This window comes from Sphingosinicella sp. BN140058 (assembly GCF_004135585.1).
Classification (GTDB): Bacteria; Pseudomonadota; Alphaproteobacteria; order Sphingomonadales; family Sphingomonadaceae; genus Allosphingosinicella.
On sequence record NZ_CP035501.1, the window covers coordinates 221,328 to 243,577 of the forward strand.

The 22,250-nt window shown below is 66.0% G+C and carries 19 protein-coding genes; 9 read left to right on the forward strand and 10 right to left on the reverse strand.

Annotated elements, in window-relative coordinates:
• Positions 1-60: 60 nt before the first annotated feature.
• The gene (locus tag ETR14_RS00980) at positions 61-1,497 is read right to left on the reverse strand and encodes a Gfo/Idh/MocA family protein (protein ID WP_129382949.1); all 1,437 of its coding nucleotides are present in this window, start codon (positions 1,495-1,497) and stop codon (positions 61-63) included.
• Positions 1,498-1,594: 97 nt separating this feature from the next.
• Here ETR14_RS00980 and ETR14_RS00985 point away from each other — a divergent pair, with 97 nt between their 5' ends.
• Both ETR14_RS00985 and ETR14_RS00990 read left to right on the forward strand, forming a co-directional pair.
• Entirely contained in the window at positions 1,595-2,368 is a 774-nt protein-coding gene (locus tag ETR14_RS00985; protein WP_129382950.1) for a DUF1080 domain-containing protein, read from the forward strand.
• A gap of 20 nt (positions 2,369-2,388) precedes the next feature.
• Entirely contained in the window at positions 2,389-3,144 is a 756-nt protein-coding gene (locus ETR14_RS00990) for a DUF1080 domain-containing protein (protein ID WP_206185931.1), read from the forward strand.
• On the opposite strand, the gene ETR14_RS00995 is transcribed toward ETR14_RS00990, so the two are convergent.
• The 9 genes from ETR14_RS00995 to ETR14_RS29610 form a co-directional block, all read right to left on the reverse strand.
• On the reverse strand, positions 3,113-3,841 hold the full coding sequence (locus ETR14_RS00995; protein ID WP_129382951.1) for a YafY family protein: 729 nt from the start codon (positions 3,839-3,841) through the stop codon (positions 3,113-3,115). The two genes, ETR14_RS00990 and ETR14_RS00995, sit on opposite strands and share 32 nt — an antisense overlap.
• A 436-nt stretch (positions 3,842-4,277) precedes the next feature.
• Positions 4,278-4,472, reverse strand: a complete 195-nt coding sequence (locus ETR14_RS01000) for a hypothetical protein (protein ID WP_129382952.1) — start codon at positions 4,470-4,472, stop codon at positions 4,278-4,280.
• 75 nt (positions 4,473-4,547) lie between these two features.
• The gene (locus ETR14_RS01005; RefSeq protein WP_129382953.1) at positions 4,548-4,787 is read right to left on the reverse strand and encodes an acyl carrier protein; all 240 of its coding nucleotides are present in this window, start codon (positions 4,785-4,787) and stop codon (positions 4,548-4,550) included.
• Positions 4,784-4,957: a hypothetical protein gene (locus ETR14_RS28070; RefSeq protein ID WP_165356254.1), complete on the reverse strand. Its 174-nt coding sequence runs from the start codon at positions 4,955-4,957 to the stop codon at positions 4,784-4,786. The genes ETR14_RS01005 and ETR14_RS28070 overlap by 4 nt, the downstream gene beginning before the upstream one ends.
• Before the next feature lie 197 nt (positions 4,958-5,154).
• Positions 5,155-5,904 carry a peptidoglycan-binding protein gene (locus ETR14_RS01010; RefSeq protein WP_206185932.1) on the reverse strand — a complete coding sequence of 250 codons (750 nt, stop codon included), beginning with the start codon at positions 5,902-5,904 and terminating at the stop codon, positions 5,155-5,157.
• Positions 5,901-7,196 (reverse strand): hypothetical protein, encoded by a 1,296-nt coding sequence (locus tag ETR14_RS01015; RefSeq protein ID WP_129382954.1) that lies wholly within the window; start codon positions 7,194-7,196, stop codon positions 5,901-5,903. Before ETR14_RS01015 ends, ETR14_RS01010 begins: the two co-directional genes overlap by 4 nt.
• 214 nt (positions 7,197-7,410) lie before the next feature.
• Positions 7,411-7,833, reverse strand: coding sequence for a hypothetical protein (locus ETR14_RS01020; RefSeq protein WP_129382955.1), 423 nt, complete (start codon positions 7,831-7,833; stop codon positions 7,411-7,413).
• Between the two features lie 189 nt (positions 7,834-8,022).
• Positions 8,023-9,051 carry a PAS domain-containing protein gene (locus tag ETR14_RS01025; protein WP_206185933.1) on the reverse strand — a complete coding sequence of 343 codons (1,029 nt, stop codon included), beginning with the start codon at positions 9,049-9,051 and terminating at the stop codon, positions 8,023-8,025.
• A 153-nt stretch (positions 9,052-9,204) separates the two neighbouring features.
• Positions 9,205-10,818 carry a calcium-binding protein gene (locus tag ETR14_RS29610; RefSeq protein WP_129382956.1) on the reverse strand — a complete coding sequence of 538 codons (1,614 nt, stop codon included), beginning with the start codon at positions 10,816-10,818 and terminating at the stop codon, positions 9,205-9,207.
• Positions 10,819-11,037: 219 nt separating this feature from the next.
• On the opposite strand from ETR14_RS29610, the gene ETR14_RS01035 reads away from it, so the two are divergent.
• The 7 genes from ETR14_RS01035 to ETR14_RS01065 all read left to right on the forward strand — a co-directional run bounded on the left by ETR14_RS01035 (position 11,038) and on the right by ETR14_RS01065 (position 22,227).
• Positions 11,038-12,636, forward strand: a complete 1,599-nt coding sequence (locus ETR14_RS01035) for a sulfatase (protein WP_206185934.1) — start codon at positions 11,038-11,040, stop codon at positions 12,634-12,636.
• Positions 12,637-13,089: 453 nt separating this feature from the next.
• Positions 13,090-16,128, forward strand: a complete 3,039-nt coding sequence (locus ETR14_RS01040; protein WP_129382957.1) for a TonB-dependent receptor — start codon at positions 13,090-13,092, stop codon at positions 16,126-16,128.
• A 139-nt stretch (positions 16,129-16,267) separates the two neighbouring features.
• Positions 16,268-17,839: a tryptophan halogenase family protein gene (locus ETR14_RS01045; RefSeq protein WP_243455706.1), complete on the forward strand. Its 1,572-nt coding sequence runs from the start codon at positions 16,268-16,270 to the stop codon at positions 17,837-17,839.
• Positions 17,840-18,556, forward strand: coding sequence for a SapC family protein (locus ETR14_RS01050; protein ID WP_129382958.1), 717 nt, complete (start codon positions 17,840-17,842; stop codon positions 18,554-18,556). It begins immediately after the preceding gene.
• Positions 18,549-19,580 (forward strand): cupin-like domain-containing protein, encoded by a 1,032-nt coding sequence (locus tag ETR14_RS01055; RefSeq protein WP_129382959.1) that lies wholly within the window; start codon positions 18,549-18,551, stop codon positions 19,578-19,580. The genes ETR14_RS01050 and ETR14_RS01055 overlap by 8 nt, the downstream gene beginning before the upstream one ends.
• Complete coding sequence (locus ETR14_RS01060) at positions 19,577-21,091, forward strand: tryptophan halogenase family protein (protein ID WP_129382960.1); 1,515 nt, start codon at positions 19,577-19,579, stop codon at positions 21,089-21,091. Before ETR14_RS01055 ends, ETR14_RS01060 begins: the two co-directional genes overlap by 4 nt.
• Positions 21,092-21,153: 62 nt before the next feature.
• Complete coding sequence (locus ETR14_RS01065) at positions 21,154-22,227, forward strand: LacI family DNA-binding transcriptional regulator (protein ID WP_129391127.1); 1,074 nt, start codon at positions 21,154-21,156, stop codon at positions 22,225-22,227.
• Positions 22,228-22,250 lie beyond the last annotated feature (23 nt).

Below are 22,250 nucleotides of genomic sequence, written 5' to 3' on the forward strand. Positions count from 1 at the left end.
GCGCGCTGGGTCACGCAGCCCGCTCTCGGGTCAACCGATCCATCCGGGCCGGGGCCGCGCTCAGAGTTCCCAGCCGGCGCGATATTGCCGATCGAGGAAGGCATTGGCCTCGGCCGAATTGGTCACCCGGCCGGCCGCGCCGTCATATTCGATCGGCTGTTCGGCGCGCAGCGCAACGACGCCGAGCAGCATCGTCTCGTTGAGCAGGCCCGCTTCCGCGAACGGATTGGAGATCTTCTCCTCGCCGCGGATCGCGCGGATCCAGTTCATCTCGTGGCCACCCATGCCTTCGCGGATACGGGGCAGCGACTGCGGAATGGCGGCGGCGCGCTCTTCGAGCCCCTCGCCGATCAAGGTCGGATTGGAGCCGTAGGTTTCGTGCATCAGCATGCCGCGCTCGCCGACGAACAGGACGCCGCCGCCCGGATCCATGCTCTTGCCGGCCGGGAGGCCGAGCGGCGTCGGCGGCATCAGGCCGCCGTCATACCAGGTGATGTGCACCGGACCCGCCTTGGCCTTGCCGAATTCGTAATGGGTTACGCTGGCGAGCGGATAGGAGGTGATTTCCGCCGGCGGCTTGCCGTCCCAGGCGTTGGTGTCTCCGCCCCAACGGCTGTGGCGGGTCTCGATTCGGGTCGGCAGCCCGGTCTCCAGCGCCCAGACCGGGAAATCGAGCAGGTGGGCACCCATGTCGCCGAGCGCGCCGACGCCGAACGGCTGCCATCCCCGCCAATTGAAATGCGCGTAATCGGGGTGGTAGCCCCAATCGACGTTGGCCGGGCCGACCCAGAGATCCCAGTCGAGGCTGGCCGGGGGCTCGACCGCGGCGGGACGTGCCTCGCCCTGCGGCCAGACCGGACGATTGGTCCAGACGTGCACTTCGCGCACGGCGCCGAGCAGGCCGCCGCGGACGAGTTCGACCACCCGGCGGCCGTCGTCACCCGAATGGCCCTGATTGCCCATCTGAGTGACGAGCTTGGGATTCTTGGCGGCCAGATCGAGCAGCATGCGGCCTTCGCGAACGCTGTAGGTCAGCGGCTTCTGAACATAGACGTGGAGGCCCCGCTCCATCGCCGCTCTGGCGGCGAGCGCGTGATGGTGATCTGGGGTGGCGATCAGCACCGCATCGATGTCCTTGCGGCGATCGAGCATGCGGCGATAGTCGGCAAACTTCGCGGCCTTGTCGTAGGCGGCCTTGAGCGCGACCCGCTCCGGCGCGACGACACCGTTGCTGCCGGGCCGGAACGATTCGGCGACATGTTCGAAATCGACATCGGCGAGCGCGACGATATTCTGGCTGGTGAGCTTCGACATGTTGCTCGCGCCCATGCCGCCGGCGCCGATCACCGCCACATTCACCTTGTCGCTCGGCGCGATCTTGCGAGTCGCGGCGAATGCGCCGCCCGGTAGGGCGGCAAGCCCAGCCGCCGCCGCGGAGCCGGCGATGAAGCTGCGCCTTGTCGTCGCCTGCGCTCCGCGATGATCGTTGCCGTCCATAAAGCCACTCCCTTTATCGGTTTGCGCTCATGTGGCCGAGCGACACCCTTGAGAGCAAGTCTGTACTGACAGCGTCGGACAATGTTACGAGCCCCCCATGATGATTGCAGCTGCACTCGCCCTGCTCGCGCAGGCCCCCGCCTCGGCGCCCGCCGCCGATCCCGCCAAGCCCCGCCCGGAGGATACCGAGCAGTGGAAGCCGGTGCCGAAGCTGGTCCAGCCCGGCCCGGCCGTCGAAATCGCACCGCCGTCGGATGCGATCGTGCTGCTCGGCAATGCCGGCCTTGGCGAATGGGTGTCGGTCAAGGACGGCGCACCGGCCCAGTGGCAGTTCGACAAGGGCGTGATGACGGTCAAGAAAGGCACCGGCAACATCCAGACCAAGCGCAGCTTCAACAATTACCAGCTTCACCTCGAATGGCGGATCCCCGCCGGGATCAGCGGGTCCGGCCAGGCGCGCGGCAATAGCGGCCTGTTCGTTGCGTCCACGGGCGGCGGCGACGCCGGCTACGAACTCCAGATCCTCGACAGCTATCAGAACGAGACCTACGTCAACGGCCAGGCCGGCAGCATCTACAAGCAGTTCCCGCCGCTCGCCAACGCGATGCGCAAGCCCGGCGAGTGGCAGAGCTACGACGTCGTCTGGACCGCGCCGACCTTCAGCAGCGACGGCGCCCTGAAGAGCCCGGCCCGCATCACCGTGTTCCACAACGGCGTGCTGATCCAGGACAATACCGCCCTGCGCGGCGAGACGACCTATGTGGGCCAGCCGCAGTACAAGGCGCACGGCCCGTCTCCGATCAAGCTGCAGGACCATGGCGATCCGAGCCAGCCGATCAGCTTCCGCAACATCTGGATCCGCGAGCTCTGAAGCGGATCGTCCTTCCCGTAGTGGCGGCGGCTCTTGCGGCCGCCGCACCGGCCGCCGACCGCCCGGCGGGCGGATGGCGGCCGCTCTTCGATGGCAAGTCGCTTGACGGCTGGACGCCCAAGATCACCGGCCAGGCGCTGGGTGCCGACCCGCTCGGCACGTTCATCGTCGACCGCGGCACAATCCGGGTTTCCTACGCACATTATGGCAAGTTCGCCGGGCGTTTCGGCCATCTCGCCTACCGCCTGCCGCAATCCGCCTACCGGCTGCGCTTCGAATATCGTTTCGACGGCACCTACCTGCCCGACGTCGAGGCCTGGCAGCACAGCAACAGCGGCATCATGTTTCACGGCCAGGCGCCGGAAACGATCACCCGCGACCAGCAATTTCCGGTCAGCCTGGAGTTCCAGCTGAATGGGGCCGATGGCCGGGAACCCCGCCCGACCGGCAATCTGTGCACCCCGGGCACCAATGTCGTGATCGGCGGCAAGCTCGAGACCGAGCATTGCATTCGCTCGCGCGCAAGGACCTTTCCGAACGGGCGCTGGATCAAGGCGGAACTGGAGGTCACTCCGGACGGCCGGATCACCCACCGGATCGAGGGCGTTCCGGTGCTCACTTACTCCGCCGCGCAGCTCGACCCCGCCGATGCCGAGGCACGACCCTTGATCGATCGTGCCGGCGGCACGCTCGCGATCTCGGGCGGCTATCTCTACCTGCAAAGCGAAGGTCATCCCGTCGCGTTCAGGAAGATCGAACTGCTTCCTCTGAACTGACGCGCTCGGCCGCCGTCTCTTCCGCCATCTTGCGCCGCCACTGCCGGCGCAGGACCGCGGCGCGGCCGGGATAACGTTCCTCCAGAAACGCCGCCGCGACGATGCGATCGCTTCGAAAGGTACGGAAATCCTCGCGCGTTTCGCACCAGCCCACCACCACCCGGGCATGGTGAAGATAGCCGATCGCGATCGGGCGAATGGTCCGCCGGGTGACCGCCCCTTCCGCATCGCGATAGTCGAGCGCGATCTTGCGCTGGTCCCGGATGGCGCCGCGGGTCGCCGCCATGTCGATGCAATCCTCCGGCATACCGAAGCCCGGCGGCGTCGCCGAGACCGGCTCCAGCACGAACGAACGGAGGTGGGCGGGAACCGTGGCGGCGATCTTGGCGACAAGATCGTCGGCGGCGCGCGCGAGCAAAGGATCGCCGTGCCGCGCCACCCATTGCGCGCCGAGCACCGCCGCCTCGATCTCGTCGGGCGTCAGCATCAGCGGCGGCATGTCGAAAGCGCCGTCGAGAACGTATCCGACTCCCGCCTCACCGCGGATGGGCGTGCGCTGCCCGATCAAGGCGGCGATGTCGCGGTAGACGCTCCGGCGCGAGACCTCGAGCTCGACGGCGATCGCTTCGGCGGTCACCGGCTGGCGGCTCCGCCGCAGGATCTGCACGATCTGGAACAGCCTGTCGGCCCGACGCATCCCCGATTCCCCCTGCCCTCGAGTCAGCAGGGTGACAGCAAGCTGCCGTTCTTTCAATCCGGGCGAACCTTGCCCAGCGGTGAGCGCGCGGGTTCACGTGCTTGGCCTGGAAGTCGGAAGCTTGAGCTCTGGCCAACGTCCTGGCTCTGCCCGGAGCAGCTCCCGCCGTCAGGGCGGAGGAAGGACGGGTGGGTGGCGACCGTGTCTTCAGCAAGTGAAGGGGCACCGGCTCGCCCCCCGTGGTTGAGGCGAGCAGGCTCGTTGACGCTGCAGAACGGCCGCCACCCCGAACATTAATCCGTTTCGGATGTAAGTCGAGCGTGGTCTCGCGGATGTTCGTCCCACTGCGGGATTAGAGGCGCAGCGTGACGGCAGTGTTTCTCGGCAAGCCCATCTTTGAGCATCCCGGCCGCCCTTCCCGCTTTCCAGCGCGCCGTCAGTCTTCCAGATCGAGGAAGGCGACCACGTCATTGTCCGTGGCGAGCCACAGCCCTGCCTGGACTGCCTCGGGCTGTTGGCGCGCAACCGCCAGTGCCTCGCTCAACGGACCGTAGAACAGGGTCTGGGCGATGGGATCGCCTTCATCCAGATAATAGAGGCGGACGCCAGCTTGGTCCGAGACGGTGCGCATCGTCCGGCCATGCCGCTCCGGCACGGCAGGGGCAAGCCGGATGCGGAAGCGCGGCGCGGGATCTCCGATTCGAGCCTATCCTGCCAACTTGCTGCGGATCAGGCGGAGCGCGTCGCCGACGCAGGCGCAGCGCTCCCCTTCCTCCTCGCCGATCGGAACGCCAAGATCGTTCTCGATCAGCATGGTGAGCTCGATCACGTCGAGCGAATCGGCGCCGAGATCGTCACCGAATCGGGCCGTGTCTCCGGCGCGCTCCGGCGCAACGCCGAAATGGGCGGCGATCAATGTCCGAACGGCCTCCTCGTCCAGGGTCATGCCGGCAGGCTGACGCCGCGCGGATCGCCCTCGGCACCGAACACGCGATCGAGGTAGAGATCGGCGAGCTGATAATGGAGCCGGACCTGCCGCTCGCCCGCGGCGGCCTGGGCGCAGGCAATTTCCTGCTCCGCCCGCCGATAAAAATAATCGCGATCCTCGTCGGCCATGAGACGCTCCCTGCCGTCAGCACATTCCCGGCGGGCGCAGGACCCGCGGCGACTCTGCTGCAGCGCAACAAAACTGCGCCGGAATGCCGCCGCAGGTCAATTGCCGGAGGTGGTGAAATCTTCGCGCCTGTTCGCGCCCCTGCCCGCGGGTGCTTGAACGTCACAAGGCAGCGCGTGGCCCGGCGCAAGCGTCCCGTTCAGGCCGGGACGGCGTCTAGGGCGGCAAGATCTTTCACGAAATATCGGTCGGCGAGATATTTGCGCTGGTAGCTGCGCACGTCCAGGTGAACCCAGGTCGGCGCGATATCGGCCGGCTCGAGCGACTTTCGATCGGGGGCGCTCCAGCCGATCTGGGCGTGCGCCTGCTCGACGAGGATGCCGCGCAGGCTGTTGCAGCGGGTCCGGTCGGTTCCGCCGCTGCCGATGATGTCGATGTCGATCGCCTTGCCGTGGTGGTTGGTGCTGGTGCGCTGGTGATTGGCATTGTCGATCGCGCATCGATAGGCGGAGTTGATCGTCAGCGTCCAGCCGCGGGCGCGGGCATGGAGTTGCGCGGCGCGATAGGTCCAGAGCAGCATCCGGTGGATGCCGGGATATTCGTAAAGGTGGTAGACTTCGAGCCGTTCCGGACGGCGATATTCATCCTTGAACTTGCCTCGCCCAAAGCCCGGGCAAACGCCGCATGGACAGCGCAGCAGCTTGAAATCGACCGGATTCGCCTTGGCGAAATCGGCGATCGCCGCCATCGTCTCGGCGTCGGCACGACCGTGCGGCGCCGCCATGCGCATGAACAGCCGCTGGAACGCGGTCACCTGCATCTCCGTGCCGGGTCCGTAATCGCCGTCGGGGATGGTGCCGCGAAAGCCGGCGAGCCGCATCTGCAGTTCGACCACGGCCGCCCCGTTGTCGCCGCGCTTGAGCGCTGGGAGGATCGTCTCTCCGCTCACGCTTCGCCCTCCATCGGATCGATCTTGTCCGTCCAGCCGACCTCCGGATCGTCCGCCTCTCGACGATACGGCGCACGCGGGCCGACGGACTGAGCCGGTGCGGCCTCGGCGGCGCTCGGCGCCGGCGCCGAGGCCGGGCGCACCGGCGGCGGCGCAGGAGCGACGAAGGCGGGTGCCGTCGGTTGCCGATCCTCCGAGGCCTCCTCGGGGCTCTTCTCGTGCGGCTTCACGGTCGAGCGGATCACCATGATCTTGTTGAGCAGATCGAACCAGAAGGGGGCGCCCATCGACACCGCCAGCGCGGTCAGCAGCCAGCCAGGTATCGGACGCCAGGGCGCGTCGGGCGACGCGAGCCAGGCGCCCCAATTCCACTGCATCTGCCACGGCCAGACCAGCCGCCGCGTGTCCCAGCCGATCGGCAGGCCGAGATTGCGCACCCGGCGCTCCGCACAGCTCGTCTGGGCAATGCCGCTCGCGGCGCCCTCCGGCAGCGCGGCCGCGGCCCCGCTCGGCGTCGTCGAGGGACAGCCGAGCATGGCGAGCATCGCCTCGTTGCCGGCCGCGCCTTCGTTCTGGCGCGCCTGCGCGACGACGGCTTCGGCATCCGCGACGATGATCGATCGCAACGCATCGTCGCGATAGAGTGACTTGGCGACATGGAGCGTGTCGATGTTGAGCAGGATCGCGGTGGCGAGACCGAGCGCGAGCAGCACCCACTGCGTTTCCTTGCGGTACCAGCCGGAAACTCGATCCATGCCGCTGTCGAACCAGGCCTGCAGGTTCAGCCGCGCCTGATCGAGATCGCCCTTGGCGTTGTCGAGTGCGATCAGCACCGCCCTGCGAACGTGCGGATCGGGGATGCGCACGAGCGCACCGCTGCGAACCGCATCCAGGGAAAGCTGATGATCGGGGAGATCATGGGCGGGATCGCCGCGCCCGGCGAGATCCATGATGGCCAGCGCGAAATTGCGCGCGGGCACATAAGCGGGAAGATTGTTGCGGAACGGCATCCGCTTCCAGCTGTCCTTGTGCTGCGAATAGCGCCGTGTGAGCCGAGCCGAATCGTAGCTGCCGCGGTAGAGCGAACTGATCAGCGGATGCTCGTAGAGCGCCTTGACCAGGCCTTCGCCACCTTCGTCCTTCAGAAGTTCTCGGATGCCCCGCTCCAGGTGAATGGCGCGGGTCTGCAGCAAGCCTTCGATCGCCTCCCGCGCCGCGGAGAGCAACACGCTGAGGATGAAGAAGAGAAAGACGAGCCCGAGCGCGACCTCGAGCAGCTCCGAACCGAACATTGCCGTCCCCCCTCATGCGCCGCCCCAACGACCCTCAGGAGGTTAACCGCATTCGCCCGTGGTCGAAAGAGCCGCTCACCGGCGACTTGATCCATTTTGGCAGGCAGCCGTGCGGCTCCGGCCGCTTCGCACGGGAGCGATGGAAACGAGAACGAGCGAGAGTCGGATACGCGAAAGATGGTGGCCGCGCGATGAGGCCAGGAGTGCGGCGCGGTCAGGCGGCGCGGCGCGCTGCGCTGCTGCGGAGGGCGAGGCTCGTCGCGGCTTCGAAGGAAACGACATTGCCGGTGAGGGTCCGCGTGGTCGAGGCAGCGGCGGCCGCGGCCTTATAGGCGGCGATCATCTGCGCCTTGGAGCTGTTCGCGCCGAGCGCGCCGACCATCTTGACCGTGCGGCCGGTGGCGGGGCGCAAGCCCGCGGCCGCGCTGGGCCGGGCCAGGGCGGCCACCTCCGGCGAGGGCGTGCGGCGGTGCGGGATCTGGTCGCTGATCTTGCCGGGCTGGGCGGCGATCGCACGTTTGGCAAGCTCGCGGGTCTTTCCTCGACCAAGGCCGAGCGCACGGAGATGCGCGCCACGATCATCGCTCGTCAGCCGGCCGTCCAAGGCAATAATGATCTTGGGTGCGCTGGCGGCCATCGTGTCTCTCCCGATCTGCAATTCGTCGTGGTCCCGTCTTCGGACCGGCCTGCACGGAATGCATGATCTTCGGTCGGAATCACAGATCCGGGAGGTTACGTAAGGGTTCGCGCGTACCGGTCGCGGCCGCGACGGCGGCCCCCGCTTTGAGGGGGCTGTTCTTCCCTATAGGACGGAACGGACGCGCGGTCACGAGCCGAGCGGGAATTCCAGGCGCCCTTCGAGGCCGGTATGCTGCCAGACGAAGCCGGCGCGGCCATCGAGCTGACGCTTGATCGTGGTCTCGATCAGCATGGATCCAAAACTCGGCACCGGATCCGGCGCCGGCGCGGGCCCACCGACTTCCTGCCAATCGACAACCAACCGGCCATCGTCGTGGGTCTGCCACCGTACCGAGACACTGCCGGACTCCGCGGAGAGCGCGCCATGCTTGAGCGCATTGGAGAACATCTCGTGCAGCACCAGCATCAGCGGCTGCACCTGCTCGGCAGCTAGCGCAACGTCCGGCCCGTCGAGCGATATTCGCGACCGTCCGAACGGCTCGGCGCCGCTGGTGATCACGCGCTGCAGCGGCACCTCGCGCCAATTGCCGGCGGCGAGGATCGAATGCGCGCGCGCCAGCGCTTCGACCCGCCCCTGAACCGATTCCGCGTAGGTTCGTGGATCCTCGGCGGAGGTGAGCCGGACGATCCCCTGAACCAAGGCGAGCGCATTCTTGGCGCGGTGATCGACCTCCTTGAGCAGGCGGTGCTCCTCGGCCTTGAGGTGGTTTGCTTCCTTGCGCTGGGTAACGTCCTTGCATGAGCCGAAGAGGTAGAGCAGCCGGCCATCATCGTCGTGGACGGGGCTGATGAACAGCTCGTTCCAGAAAGTGCTGCCGTCCTTCCGGTAGTTGAGCAGTTCGACGGTAAGTTCGCGCTCCGCCGCGAGTGCCTCCCGGATCGTGCGTACGGCATCCGCATTGGTCGCGGGGCCCTGCAGGAAACGACAATTGCGGCCAACGACCTCTTCCGGCGAATAGCCGGTCAGATCCAGAAAAGACTGGTTTGCCAGAACGATCGGATTGTCGGGCTGCTCGGGGTCGGTCACCACCATCGGCATGCGGGTGCGCTTGAACGCAACGAAGGCCAGTTCCTTGCCGTCGACAAGGCCCTGCGGGGAGGCTGCGTCCGGAAATTCGGCTGGAAATCTGGTCTGCTTTTCCACTCTGGTCGACAAATTCAGCTCCAGCACCTTAACTTATGTGGGGGCTGAACGCAGCGAAGGCGGAGCGTATCCCATCTGCTGGACACAGTCTTTTCGGCTGCGCGCTCAAGAGGATGGCGCCCGCCCGCAGGGGGTACGGGCGAGCGCCCGGCGTGACCTGGCAGGTCAGCCGATCATCAACTCCGCATTGGGCAGGATCGGCTGCAACGCCGATGCGCCGAAATCGACGAGCCCCTGGATCTCGACATCATCCTCCGTACCGCCATCGAGGAGGTCGAACCCTGGCCCGCCCAGAAGGACATCCTCGCCCGCACCGCCGAACAGAAGGTCGTTGCCGGCACCACCGATCAGGACATCGCTGCCGGTGCCGCCGTCGAGCGTGAGCAGAATGCCATTGGCGGCGAGGCCGGAGGCATCGACGACATCGTCCCCGCCGAGACCGTTGACGATCAGCCGATCCAATCCCGCTTCGAAGCCGGTGATGTTCACCTGTGTCGACAGGCCGAGCACGTTGACGCCGCCGGCATCACCGAACACCAGCACGACATCGTCGCCGACGGTGGCGTTGATCACCACGGTATCCGCAGCGCCGTCGCCGCCGAGGCCGCCGGAACCGGCCAGGTTGACGTTGATTTCGGCCAGATCGGTTCCACTCATGTCGTTGATCGTGACCGTGTCGGCACCGCCCAGCGCGGCGACGTCGATCGCTTCGACGCCGTCGAGGTCCATGACGATGTTGGCGACATTACGGGTGAAGCGCACGCGCCCGCCATTGGCCGAGACATCCATCAGCTCGGCGATGTTGGCGCCGTTCATCAGGAAGGTATCGAAGCCGTCCTGCCCCTCGATCACGTCGTTGCCGTCGCCCGGATCCCAGCGCGCGCCGTCGTCGCCCGCGCCGAGGAACATCACGTCGCTGCCTTGCTGGCCGTCGAGGAAATCGTCGCCTTCGCCGCCGAGCAGGATGTCGGCGCCATTCGAGCCCAGGATGGTGTCGTTGCCGGTGCCGCCGTCTACCGTGAGCTTGGTCAGCACGGCAAGATTGCCGGTTGCGGAGAAGCTGTCATTGCCACCGTTCATGTTGACCACCAGATTCTCGGTCGTGCCGATGTCGAGCGAGAACGGCGCCGGATCGAGCCGGTCGAAGCGCACCCGGTTGCCGTTGGCGGTGGCCGTGAAGACCTCGGCGCCGTTGTTGCCGTTCATTTCCGCGGTGTCGATGCCGGCGCCCCCCTCCATCAGATCGGTGCCCTCGCCCGGATTCCAGATCATGCGGTCGTTGCCGGCTTCGCCGAACATCTGATCGTCGCCGGTGCCGCCGATCAAGGTGTCGTTGTCGGCGCCGCCGAACAGCAGGTCGTTGCCGCCCTTGCCCAGTAGGGTGTCGTTGCCGGCCTGGCCGAACAGCAGATCGGTGCCCGAGCCCGAGGTCAGGACGTCGTTGCCGGCGCCGCCGAAGAGATTTGCGGCGGGCAGCGCGCCGTTGCGCTCGTCGAGGCTGAGGACGTCGTTGCCGCCGAGCCCGAACATCTGGATCAGCCGCGTATTGGCGACCGTGGGCACGCCGCCGACGACCGGGATCGCACCGCCGTTGATGATCACCGCGCCGCCCGCGTTGCGGCCGACCACGACATTGTTGTCGAGCCCGTCCGCGGTGGTGCTCAGCACCCCGGTCGCCGGGATGAACGTGGCGGCGACGGATGCGATGGTGAAGTCTTGCGGGTCGTCATCCTTCCTGAGCTGCAGCTTCGCCTGGTTGTGCACGATGTCGTTCTTCATGGCCTTGCCTTCCCTGATCTCGCTGAGCCGGCGAATGCGAGGTGCCGGCGGGAGGCCGCGCTAGCCTGCATGCGTGTGAGGAAACGTGGAATTGGGCGTGGTTTTGCGCCCGGGCGAGCGTTGAAATGCGGATCGAACGGCACCGGATTGCCGCCGGTATCAACAGCAAATAGGTATGCGCACGCCGCGGCCCTGCCGGGCGGAGGAGTGCAAGGTTCGATGACCAAGGGTGTGAATCGCCGGGGCGTCCTGCTCGCCGGCAGCGGCGGCGCCTTCGGGCTGTTCTCCTGGGCCGCAATGGCCGGTGCCGCGCCGCGCAAGAAGACGGAACTCAAACTCGATCGCCTTCCCGGCGCGCGGCCGCGCAACATCCTGGTCGTGCTGACCGACGATCACCGCTACGACGCCATGGGCTTCATGCGTGCGCAGAGCTTCGGCGAGACGCCCACGCTCGATCGTCTCGCGCGCGAAGGCGTTCACTTCCGAAACGCGTTCGTGACCACCGCTTTGTGTTCGCCCTCGCGGGCCTCGATCTTCACCGGACTCTACGCGCACCAGCACAAGGTGGTGGACAACAATCATCCGATCCCGCCGGGCCTCGTCTTCTTCCCGCAGCATCTTCAGGCCGCAGGCTACGACACCGCCTTCATCGGCAAATGGCATATGGGCGACGAAGGCGATCAGCCGCAGCCCGGCTTCGCCCATTGGGTCAGCTTCAAGGGCCAGGGCACTTATCTGCCGAGCGAGGACGGCCTCAACGTCGACGGCAAGAGAGTGCCGCAAAAGGGCTATATCACCGACGAGCTCACCGATTATGCGATCGACTGGCTCGGCAAGCGCGAGCGCAGCAAGCCCTGGTTCCTGCACCTCGCCCACAAGGCGGTCCATTCGGAATTCATCCCTGCCGAGCGGCACAAGGGGCGCTACGACAAGGAGACCTACCGCCACCCACCGACGATGGCGGCGGGCGCCGAAGGCCGGCCGGCCTGGGTCGAGAACCAGCGCAACAGCTGGCACGGGGTCGGTTTCCCCTATCACGGTACGCTCGACGTCGGCGAATATTACAAGCGCTATATGGAAACCCTGCTCGCCGTCGACGAAGGCTTGGCCCGGATCATGGATCTGCTGGAGCAACGCGGCGAGCTCGACGACACCTTGATCCTCTACATGGGCGACAACGGCTTCATGTTCGGCGAGCATGGACTGATCGACAAGCGCACCGCCTATGAGGAATCGATGCGGATCCCAATGCTGGCACGCTGCCCGTCGCTCTTCGGGGCAGGCAGCCGGGCGGTGGAGCAGGTGGTCGCCAACATCGACGTCGCCCCAACCCTGCTCGCCGCCGCCGGCCTCGCCGCGCCGAAGCAGATGGCCGGGGCCAACGCGCTGCCGCTCGCCCAGGGCAAGAGCGTGCCGTGGCGCAGCGAATTGCTCTACGAATATTATTGGGAGCGCAATTTCCCGCAGACGCCGACCGTCCACGCGCTGCGCGAGGACAGGTACAAATATATGCACTTCCACGGCATCTGGGACATAGACGAGCTGTACGACCTCGAGGCCGATCCGCACGAGGCCAACAACCTCCTCGCGCGCCCGGGCCACGAAGCGCTCGCCGAACAGATGAGCAAGAAATTGTTCGGCATCCTGGAGCAGACCGGCGGCATGGCAATTCCGCTCAGCGCCGACGCGGGCATCCGCAACGACCTGCGCGATCCCAAGGGCCCGGCGGCAGCGCCCTACCCGCCCCGCTTCTTCCGCGCACCGACGGAGCAATTGAGTGCGCTGGTGCGGAGGTTACGCGAGGGGAGGAGCGCTTGAGCATAGCAGTGGATCCGGAAATCCGGTCGGGCTGAGCTTGTCGAGCCCGTTCTGCTCCTTCTGAACGTTGAAAAGCCTGAACAGGCTCAGGCCGAACGGCTCTAGGCGTAGAAACCCCCCGGATCCCCGACCGGAAGCCGTTGGACTTTGTCGCCGCCCATCATCACGGTCGACGAGGCCGTGCCGCAGCTGTTCTCAAATGCGTCGGAGTTTCGATTCGCGCGGTTAACAGAACCCACGCAACACATTGGCGCGGCCAGGTTGGGAAGAGACCGTTGCAGCAAGGTCACAGCCCGCGAACAATCGTGCGCCGACTGAAACCGTTTCCTGTTAACGTTCTCACTTTCTCGCTCTCCAGCGCTCCCCTCGGCTTGACAGCAACCCGCGAGTTTAGGAGTGAACGTTCACAACGGCTGCGCAAGACAGCGCTGTCAGACAAACAGGGGAGGATCTATGCGCAGCTTCAGGGCTCGCTCGCTTTCGAAATTCGTCATCAGTGCCTCGGCGCTCGCCATCGCCGCGATGCCGGGCATCGCCGCCGCCCAGGACACCAACGCCACGATGGGCGCGCCGGGCGACTCCGAAATCCCCGATCAGGCCGCTGATGCCGCAACGGCCGGCGAGGACGAGATCGTCGTCACCGGCATTCGCGCCAGTTTGCGCGAAGCGGTCGACATCAAGCGCAACGCGCAAGGCGTGGTCGACGCGATCTCGGCGGAAGACATCGGCAAGTTCCCCGACACCAATCTTGCAGAGTCCCTGCAGCGTATCACCGGCGTTTCGATCGACCGCTCGAACGGCGAAGGGTCGTTCGTCACCGTCCGCGGCTTCGGCCCGGAATATAATCTCGTGCTGCTCAACGGCCGTCAGATGCCGACCGCGTCGCTTGGCGACGGCGCCAGCGCGCCGGCCTCGCGCTCGTTCGACTTCGCCAACCTCGCCTCGGAAGGCATCGCCGCCGTCGAAGTCTACAAGACCGGGCGCGCCGCCGTACCCTCGGGCGGGATCGGCTCCAGCATCAACATCCGCACGCCGCGGGCTCTCGATCGTCCCGGCATGCGCGGAAGCATCGCCGTCAAGGGCGTGATGGACACCTCGCGCAACGAGGGCAATCCGATCACCCCCGAAATATCGGGCGTGTTCTCCGACACCTTCGCCGACGATCGCTTCGGCATCGTCTTCTCGGGCGCCTACCAGAAGCGCAAGGCGAGCGTGAACTCGGCCAGCGCCGGCTTCCGCGACGGCTTCGTCGGCAGCGAGAATGATTGGGGCACCCTGCCCCAGCCCGGACAGCCCGGCTCGCAGAACATCACCAACCGTCCCGGCGCGAACGACGTCTACGAAATCCCGCAGAGCGCCGCTTACGATCTCATCGACATCAAGCGCGAGCGGATCAACGGGCAGGTCGCGCTGCAATTCCGGCCGATCCAGTCGATCACGGCAACGGTAGACTACACCTACTCGCGCAACACCGTCGAAGTGCGCGACAGCAGCGTCGGCATCTGGTTCAACTTCGGCGATACGTCGAGCGCATGGACCGACGGCCCCAACGCCGGGCCGATCTTCTACACCGAGCGCTTCGGACCGGGTAAGGACCTGTCGTACAGCGGCGCGCTCACCGCGAACCGTACCGAGAACAAGTCGCTCGGCGGTAACCTGACCTGGGAAGCGCCCGGCAACGTCACGGTGTCGCTCGATGCGCACCATTCGACTGCCGAATCGAAGCCGACGAACAAGTACGGGACCAGCACTTCGGTCGGTAACGCGATCTTCGGCGTGCAGAGCCAGACGATCAATTTCGAGAAGGACCTGCCGGTTCTTTCGGTGACCATGTATCCGGGCATCGATCCGCTGAACGCTGCCCTGATCACGCCGACCGGCAACTCGTTCCGGAACGCCTATTTCAAGGACGAGATCGACCAGGTTCAGCTGAAGGGTCGCTACGAACATGACGGCGACTTCCTCGACAGCATCGACGTCGGCTTCTCCTACGTCGACAACAAGGTGCGCTCCGCCTACGGCTTTATCCAGAACGACACCTGGGGCGGCATCGGCCCGGCGTCGGACATTCCCGATGATCTGTTCGAACTCGTGACGCTGCCCGACAAGTTCGACGGCGTCCCGGGCGCAGGCACGTCCGGGATGATCCCGTCCTTCTACGTGTTCAACTTCGAGCAGATGGCCGATCTTCTCGAGAGCAAGTATCAGGTGTGCAGCGATCCGCAGACCGGCTCCGCGCAGGACGGCACCTGCCTTGCCGACTTCACCGTCGATCGGCGCATCCGCGAGAAGACGATTTCTCCCTACATCCAGTTCAACGCAGGCTTCGATGCGTTCAGCCGCCGGTCGCACATCATCGCCGGCCTTCGCTACGATCAGACCACGGTGGATTCCCGCGCGCTGGTGCCGATTCCGATCGGAACGCGCTGGGTTTCCGCGAACGAGTTCGGCATCATCTATTCGGGTGAGAGCGATTTCACCCGCTTCAAGGGCCATTACAAGAATTGGCTGCCGGCGATCGACTTCGACATCGAGCCGCTTCAGAACGTGAAGCTGCGCGCGTCCTACAGCCACACGATCACCCGCGCGGATTATGCCAGCCTGCAAGGCGGCCGTACCATCGACTCGAACCCGCGCATCGGTGGTGGCACCGGAAGCCAGGGCAATCCCGGCCTGATCCCGTACAAGTCGAAGAATATCGATTTCTCGGCGGAATGGTATTACGGGCGGGAGAGCTACGTCTCCGTCGGGTTCTTCAACAAGAAGGTGAAGAACTTCATCGGCCAGACGCAGATCGACACGCCTGCTTTCGGCCTGCTCAACCCTGCCGACGGCCCCCGCTACCGCGCTGCCACCGCGGCCCTGGGCACCACCGACGCAGTCCAGATCCGCGACTATATCCTACGCAACTATCCGGACTCCTCGGATGTGACCGGCTCGACCGTGATCAACGGGGTCACCTATCTCACCGGCGACATCTTCGGCATCGCCGGGGACGATCCGTTCAACTTCCAGATCAGCCAACCCTTCAACAGCGATCAGACTGCGAAGATTCACGGCTGGGAGTTCGCGGTTCAGCACCAGTTCTGGGATACCGGGTTCGGCGCGATCCTGAACTACACCATCGTCAAGGGCGATGCGAACTATGACAACGAAGTGCATCCGGACATCGGCCAGTTCGCGATCACCGGCCTGAGCGACAGTGCCAACGCCGTCCTGTTCTATGACAAGGGAGGTCTGCAGGCGCGTGTCGCGTACAATTGGCGCGATGAATTCTACGCCGGCGGGACGTTCGACCCGACCTATGTCGAGGCCTATGGCCAGGTCGACGCAAGCGCCAGCTACGAGTTCATCCCGGGGCTGACCGCCTTCGTCGAAGCGATCAACCTGACGGGCGAGCGGCGCCGCGGTCACCGCCGTTCGGACAATTTCGTCACCTTCTCGCAGCCCGGCTACGCCCGCTACTCGGCGGGACTGCGCTTCACCTTCTGATCGTCCATGCACGGGAGGCGTTCCTGATCGAACGCCTTCCGTCCCCAGGGTGGCTTTTCCTGCCTGGCGCGGGCAGATTGCCGGCACAAGGAAACTTCGGACGCCTTCGGTGCACAAGCGAGACACACAAGACCAGCCTTTGCCGAACGAAGCGGCCGTCACGCGCGTCGTGGTCGTGGGCGGCGGGACGGCAGGCTGGCTCGCGGCATGCCTGGTCGCGGCGCGGGCGGAACGGGCCCCAGCCGGTCGGCTCCAGGTCACCCTGATCGAATCCCCCGATGTGCCGACGATCGGGGTCGGCGAAGGCACCTGGCCGACGATGCGTCGAACGCTTCAGCGCATCGGCATCGCCGAGGCCGAATTCCTGCTGTGCTGCGACGCGGCGTTCAAGCAGGGCTCTCGCTTCGACGGCTGGGTCTCGGGCGAACCCGACGACCAGTATTTTCATCCCTTCACGCCGCCGGTCGAGGCCGATCCCGATGCTGTGGTACAGGCTTGGCAGGCGCTGGACGCGCGCAGCTTCGCCGAGACAGTGAGCCCGCAGGCGCGCGCTTGCGGTCTCAATCTTGCACCCCGGCAACGGACCATGGCCGACTTCGCCGGTGCCCTGAATTACGCTTATCACCTCGACGCCGGGAAGCTCGTCGACCTGCTCAGAAGCCACGCGACGCAGCGCCTGGGCGTTCGCCATCTGCGCGACCATGTCGTCTCCGTCGATGCCGCTTCGAACGGCGACATTGCGGGGGTTCGCACGCGATCGACGGGCATTGTGGAAGGCGACCTCTTCCTTGATTGCAGCGGACATTCGGCCCTGCTGCTGGGCGAACATTATGGTGTTCCGTTCGTCGATCGCAGCGACGTGCTGTTCAACGATCGCGCGCTTGCCGTGCAGGTGCCGGTCGCGCCGGAGAGCCCGATCGCATCCCAGACATGCGCGACGGCCCATGCCGCCGGATGGATCTGGGACATCGGCCTGCCCACCCGCCGCGGCGTCGGATGCGTCTATGCGTCGGCGCATGCCAGCGACGATGCGGCGGCAGCAGCCCTCGAAGCCTATCTGCGCAAGACTGCGCCCGATGTCTCGGTCGATCCCGGAGCGTTCCGCCGGCTGAGCTTCCGCTCCGGCCACCGCCAGCGCTTCTGGGAACGGAATTGTCTTGCGATCGGCCTCTCCGCCGGATTTCTCGAGCCGCTCGAGGCTTCGGCGATCGTGCTCATCGAACTCTCGCTCGACGCCTTGCTCGACAACTTCCCGGTGACGCGGGACGTCATGGATATCCACGCGCGCCGGTTCAACGCCCTGTTCCTGTACCGCTGGGATCGCATCGTCGAGTTCCTGAAGCTCCACTATGTGCTGAGCCGGCGTTCGGAGCCTTATTGGCGTGCCCACCGGGATCCGGCCTCGATCCCAGCCCGCCTGTCGGAGCTGTTGCAGATCTGGCGGCACCAGGCGCCGTCGCGTGCCGATCTGCCGATGGCCGACGAGATCTTTCCGGCGGCCAGCTACCAATATGTGCTCTACGGCATGGGATTTCCGGCACCCGCGCATGCACCGGTGAAGGCGGACGCGGCCGGCACCGTGGAGCCGCTGCTGCGCCAGGCGGAACAGCGTGGCCGGGCGCTCTTCGCCAGCCTGCCGACCAATCGTGCCTATCTCGATGCCTTGCGCGCTCAGGCGACTTCCTCCCCTCCTTTGGTGACGACCTGCTGAATGTCCGAACACGCTATCCTCGACACCGCGGCGCACCGCGATCTTAGAATCCGCACCGATCGGAGCCCGGAACTGGGGGATGCCATGATGTGCTGCATCACCGTTCCGGCCGAGTTCCGGCAGGTTCAGAACGAATATGCGATCCTGTTCCGGCTAAACCTGGAGCGGGATGCTTTCACCGCTCTGGCCATGTTCGGCTTCGAGGCGGGCGAAAACCTCTATCTCGAAAATGGACGCTGGGACGCGCGCTACATTCCTCTCGCAGCCGACATCCAGCCGTTCCTGATCGGTGGGGCGATCGACGGGACCGGTCCCCGACAGGTGCATATCGATATGGCAAGCCCGCGCATCGCCGGCGAGGAAGGCATGCGCCTGTTCGACGAATTCGGGCAGCCCACCCCCTATCTTGACGGCATCACCGAGAAATTGGGGGCGCTGGATGAAGGCTATCAGGGATCCGCCGCGTTCCTCGATGCGCTGAAGCGCCACGACCTGCTCGAGCCGATGTCTCTGGAGGTCACTCTCGACAACGGAAGCACGAACCGGCTGGTTGGTTTCCACGTCATCGACGAGGACCGCCTGCGGGCGCTCGATGCGCAGTCCCTGTCCAGGCTTCACGCCGACGGCCATCTGATGCCGATCTTCATGGCAGTCGCGTCGCTTGCCAATCTGGGTGCGCTGGTCGCACGCAAGAACCGGCGCCTGGCCTATGGCTGACGGCGAAGGCGTTCCGTTGGCGATGCTGCCCCCCATCCCGGAGATCACGGTCACCGATGCGGGGGAGCTCGACGCCGCCCTCCGCAGCGCCAGGGCGCCGTTCGTAGTGCGCGGCCTAGTGTCCGACTGGCCGCTCGTCCAGGCTGGCCGCAATTCCGCAAAGGAGGCGCGCAACTATCTGGTGGAGCGGCATCGAGACCTGCCGTTCGTCGTCTCGATCGGCGCTCCCGACGCTGGCGGGCGGATGTTCTACGACGATGCCATGGCGATGAACTTTCGCAGCGTCAGTGCACGGCTGCCGGATGTGTTCGACCGCATCGACCGGGGCGAGCGCAGCAGCGACACGCCGTCACTCTACCTTGCCTCGATCGACATCGGCCAGTTCTTCGATGGGCTGCACGAAGCGAACCACGTCGATCTCGGCGACCGCTCCTGTCTCGCCTCCATCTGGATGGGCACGCCGACGCGGATTGCCGCGCACAACGACTTCCCGGACAATCTCGCCTGTGTCGCCGTCGGACGCCGGCGCTTCACGCTGTTCCCGCCGGATCAGTTCCGCAACCTCTATCTTGGCCCGGTCGACAATACGCCCGCCGGACGCGCCGTCAGCATGGTCGATTTCCATGCCCCCGATTACACGGCGCATCCGCGCTTTCGACAGGCCCTCGAACAGGCGCAAGTGGCCGAGCTCGAAGCCGGCGACGCGCTCTACATTCCCTCGATGTGGTGGCACCATGTCGAAGGGCTCGATCCGTTCAACGTGCTGGTCAATTATTGGTGGCGGGACACGCCCCGCTGGCTGGGCCAGCCGCAGGAGGCGCTCAATCACGCGATGATGGCGATCCGCGAGCTTCCAGCCCACGAAAAGAAGCATTGGCGCGACCTGTTCGACCACTACGTCTTCGACAATGACGAGGCGGTCGTCGCGCACATCCCGCCGGCGGCGCGCTCGGTTCTCGCGCCTCTCACGCCCGAAAGCGCCGGCCGTATCCGCGCCTTCCTGTTGCGAGCCCTCAACCGATGACCATTGCCAGCTCCGCCGAACCCCGACTTCGCCGGATCGTCGTCGCCGGCGGCGGCACCGCCGGCTGGATGGCCGCTGCCGCGATCGCGCGAACCATGGGCCGCGCCGTCGAGCTCACCCTCGTCGAATCCGATGCGATCGGCACGATCGGGGTCGGCGAGTCGACCATCCCGCCGCTCGTCAATTACAACCGGTTGCTCGGCATCAACGAAGCCGAGTTCATGCGGGCCACCCAGGCGACCTTCAAGCTCGGCATCGCCTTCGAAGGCTGGAAGGAAGTCGGGCACAGCTACTTTCACTCCTTCGGGATCACCGGAAAGGATCATTGGTCGGCCGGCTTCCAGCATTTCTGGCTGGCTGGACGCGAACGGGGTCACGACGCGCCCTATGACGAATATTGCCTGGAGCTGAAGGCCGCGATGCAGGGCAAGTTCGCGCACCTGCCCGACAATGCGATGAACTATGCCTACCAACTCGATTCCACGCTCTACGCCAGGTTCCTGCGCGCCATGGCCGAAGCCGACGGCGCGAAGCGGATCGAAGGCAAGATCGCGCGGGTGGAGCTCAATGGCGAGAGCGGCCACGTCGCCGCACTCGTGCTGGAGAATGGCAGCCGGATCGAAGGCGACCTGTTCCTCGATTGCACCGGCTTCAGGGCCCTGCTGATCGAAGACGCTCTGCATGCCGGCCACGACGACTGGACCCATTATCTGCCGTGCGACTCCGCCATCGCGATCCAGACGGAAAGCGTTGGGCCGGCCTTTCCCTACACCAAGGCGATCGCCCACGATGCCGGCTGGCGGTGGCGCATTCCGCTGCAGCATCGGACCGGTAACGGCCTCGTTTATTGCAGCCGCTACCTCGATCGCGATGCAGCGCTGGAGCGGCTGCTCGGGACCGTCGAAGGCCAGACGCTGACCAAACCCAATTTCCTCAAATTCGGCGCCGGTGCACGGCGCCGGCAATGGCATCGCAACGTCGTCGCGATCGGGCTGTCGGGCGGGTTCATGGAGCCGCTGGAATCGACCAGCATCCACCTTATTCAACGCGCGGTGCTGCGGCTGATCCGGATGATGCCGCTGCGCGAGATCAGCGATCGCGATATTGCCGAGTTCAACGAGCAGCAGCATGCCGACATGCTGCAGATCCGGGATTTCCTGATTTTGCACTACAAGGCGACGGAGCGCCGCGACAGCGCCTTCTGGCGCTATTGCGGCGACATGGAGATACCGGACACACTGGTGCAGAAGATCGAGCTGTTCCGCGAGACCGGCCGCGTGTTCCGCAAGAACGAGGAATTGTTCGCCGAGAACAGCTGGGTGCAGGTGATGATGGGCCAAGGCATCATGCCCCATGCCTACCATCCGATAGCCGAGAAACTGAACGACGACGAGCTTGCGCGGCTGCTCGAGACGCTCCGCGAGCAGGTCTCGAAAACGGTCGCCGGCCTGCCCGCGCATGCCGCCTATGTCGAACGTTACTGCGGCGCGGCGCGCGCGGCCGCGGCCTGATCTTCACTCCGGCGTCGCGGGGGCGGCAACGGCTTACTTCCCATGGGGGCGATTTGAACGACATGACGCAGGAAGAATCGGGGCCGCGCCGTCCCCGTGCCGTCACCATCAAGCACGTCGCCGCAGAGGCCGGCGTTTCGCTGCAGACGGTGTCGCGCGTCATCAACGGCGGCCCCAACGTCCGCGACGCGATCAAGGAGCGAGTTCGGGCTGCGATCGACAAATTGGGATATGTGCCGAGCCTCGCCGCGCGCCGCATGGGGGGCACCCGCTCCTACGTCCTGCTCGCGCTCAACGATCGCGACCGCACGATCGAGGGCTGGCGCTCCGGCGACGGCACCGATTGGGTCGATCAGATGATGCTCGGCGGCATGCTCGAATGCGCCAGGCACGGCTATCGCATGATCGTCGAACTGGTCGATACGCACAGCGCCCATGTCGAGCGCGAGCTCGGTGCCGCGCTTGCCGCGCTCCACCCGGACGGCGTGATCCTGACGCCGCCGCACGGCGACAATCCGATCATCACCGGAATGCTCGCCGGTCGGCACATCCCGTTCGCGCGGATCGGCTCGACCGGCCTCGGCGCGGGCTTCGCAATTTCGATGGACGACGCCCGCGCGGCCGGCGCGGCGACCGAGCATCTCGTCTCGCTCGGCCATGTCCGCATCGGCTTCATCACCGGCAGCGACGAATATGCGCTGAGCGGCGCCCGCCTGCTCGGCTATCGCGGCGCGATGCAGGCCGCAGGGCTCGCCGAGGATCCGGCGCTGGTCGCGCGCGGCGACTTCACGTTCAGCTCGGGTGCCGAGGCGACCCGCAGCCTGCTCGCACTCGCCGATCCGCCGACCGCGATCATCGCCAGCAGCGACCAGATGTCGCTCGCCGCGCTCGAAGTCGCGCGCGCGCTCGGCCTGGATGTGCCGGGTGACGTTTCGATCGTGAGCTTCGACGATACTCCGATCGTCAAGTTCAGCGTGCCGCCGCTGACCGCCATCCGCCAGCCCATCGCCCCGATGGCGGCCCGCGCCGCCGCCCTGCTGATCCAGACCGCCAATGGCGAGCCCGCGTCGGAGGAGGCGAACGTGCTCCCGTTCGAGCTGATCGTCCGCGGCTCGACGGCACCGCCCCGCACCTGACGCGCCCGGTACCAGGCGGCCGC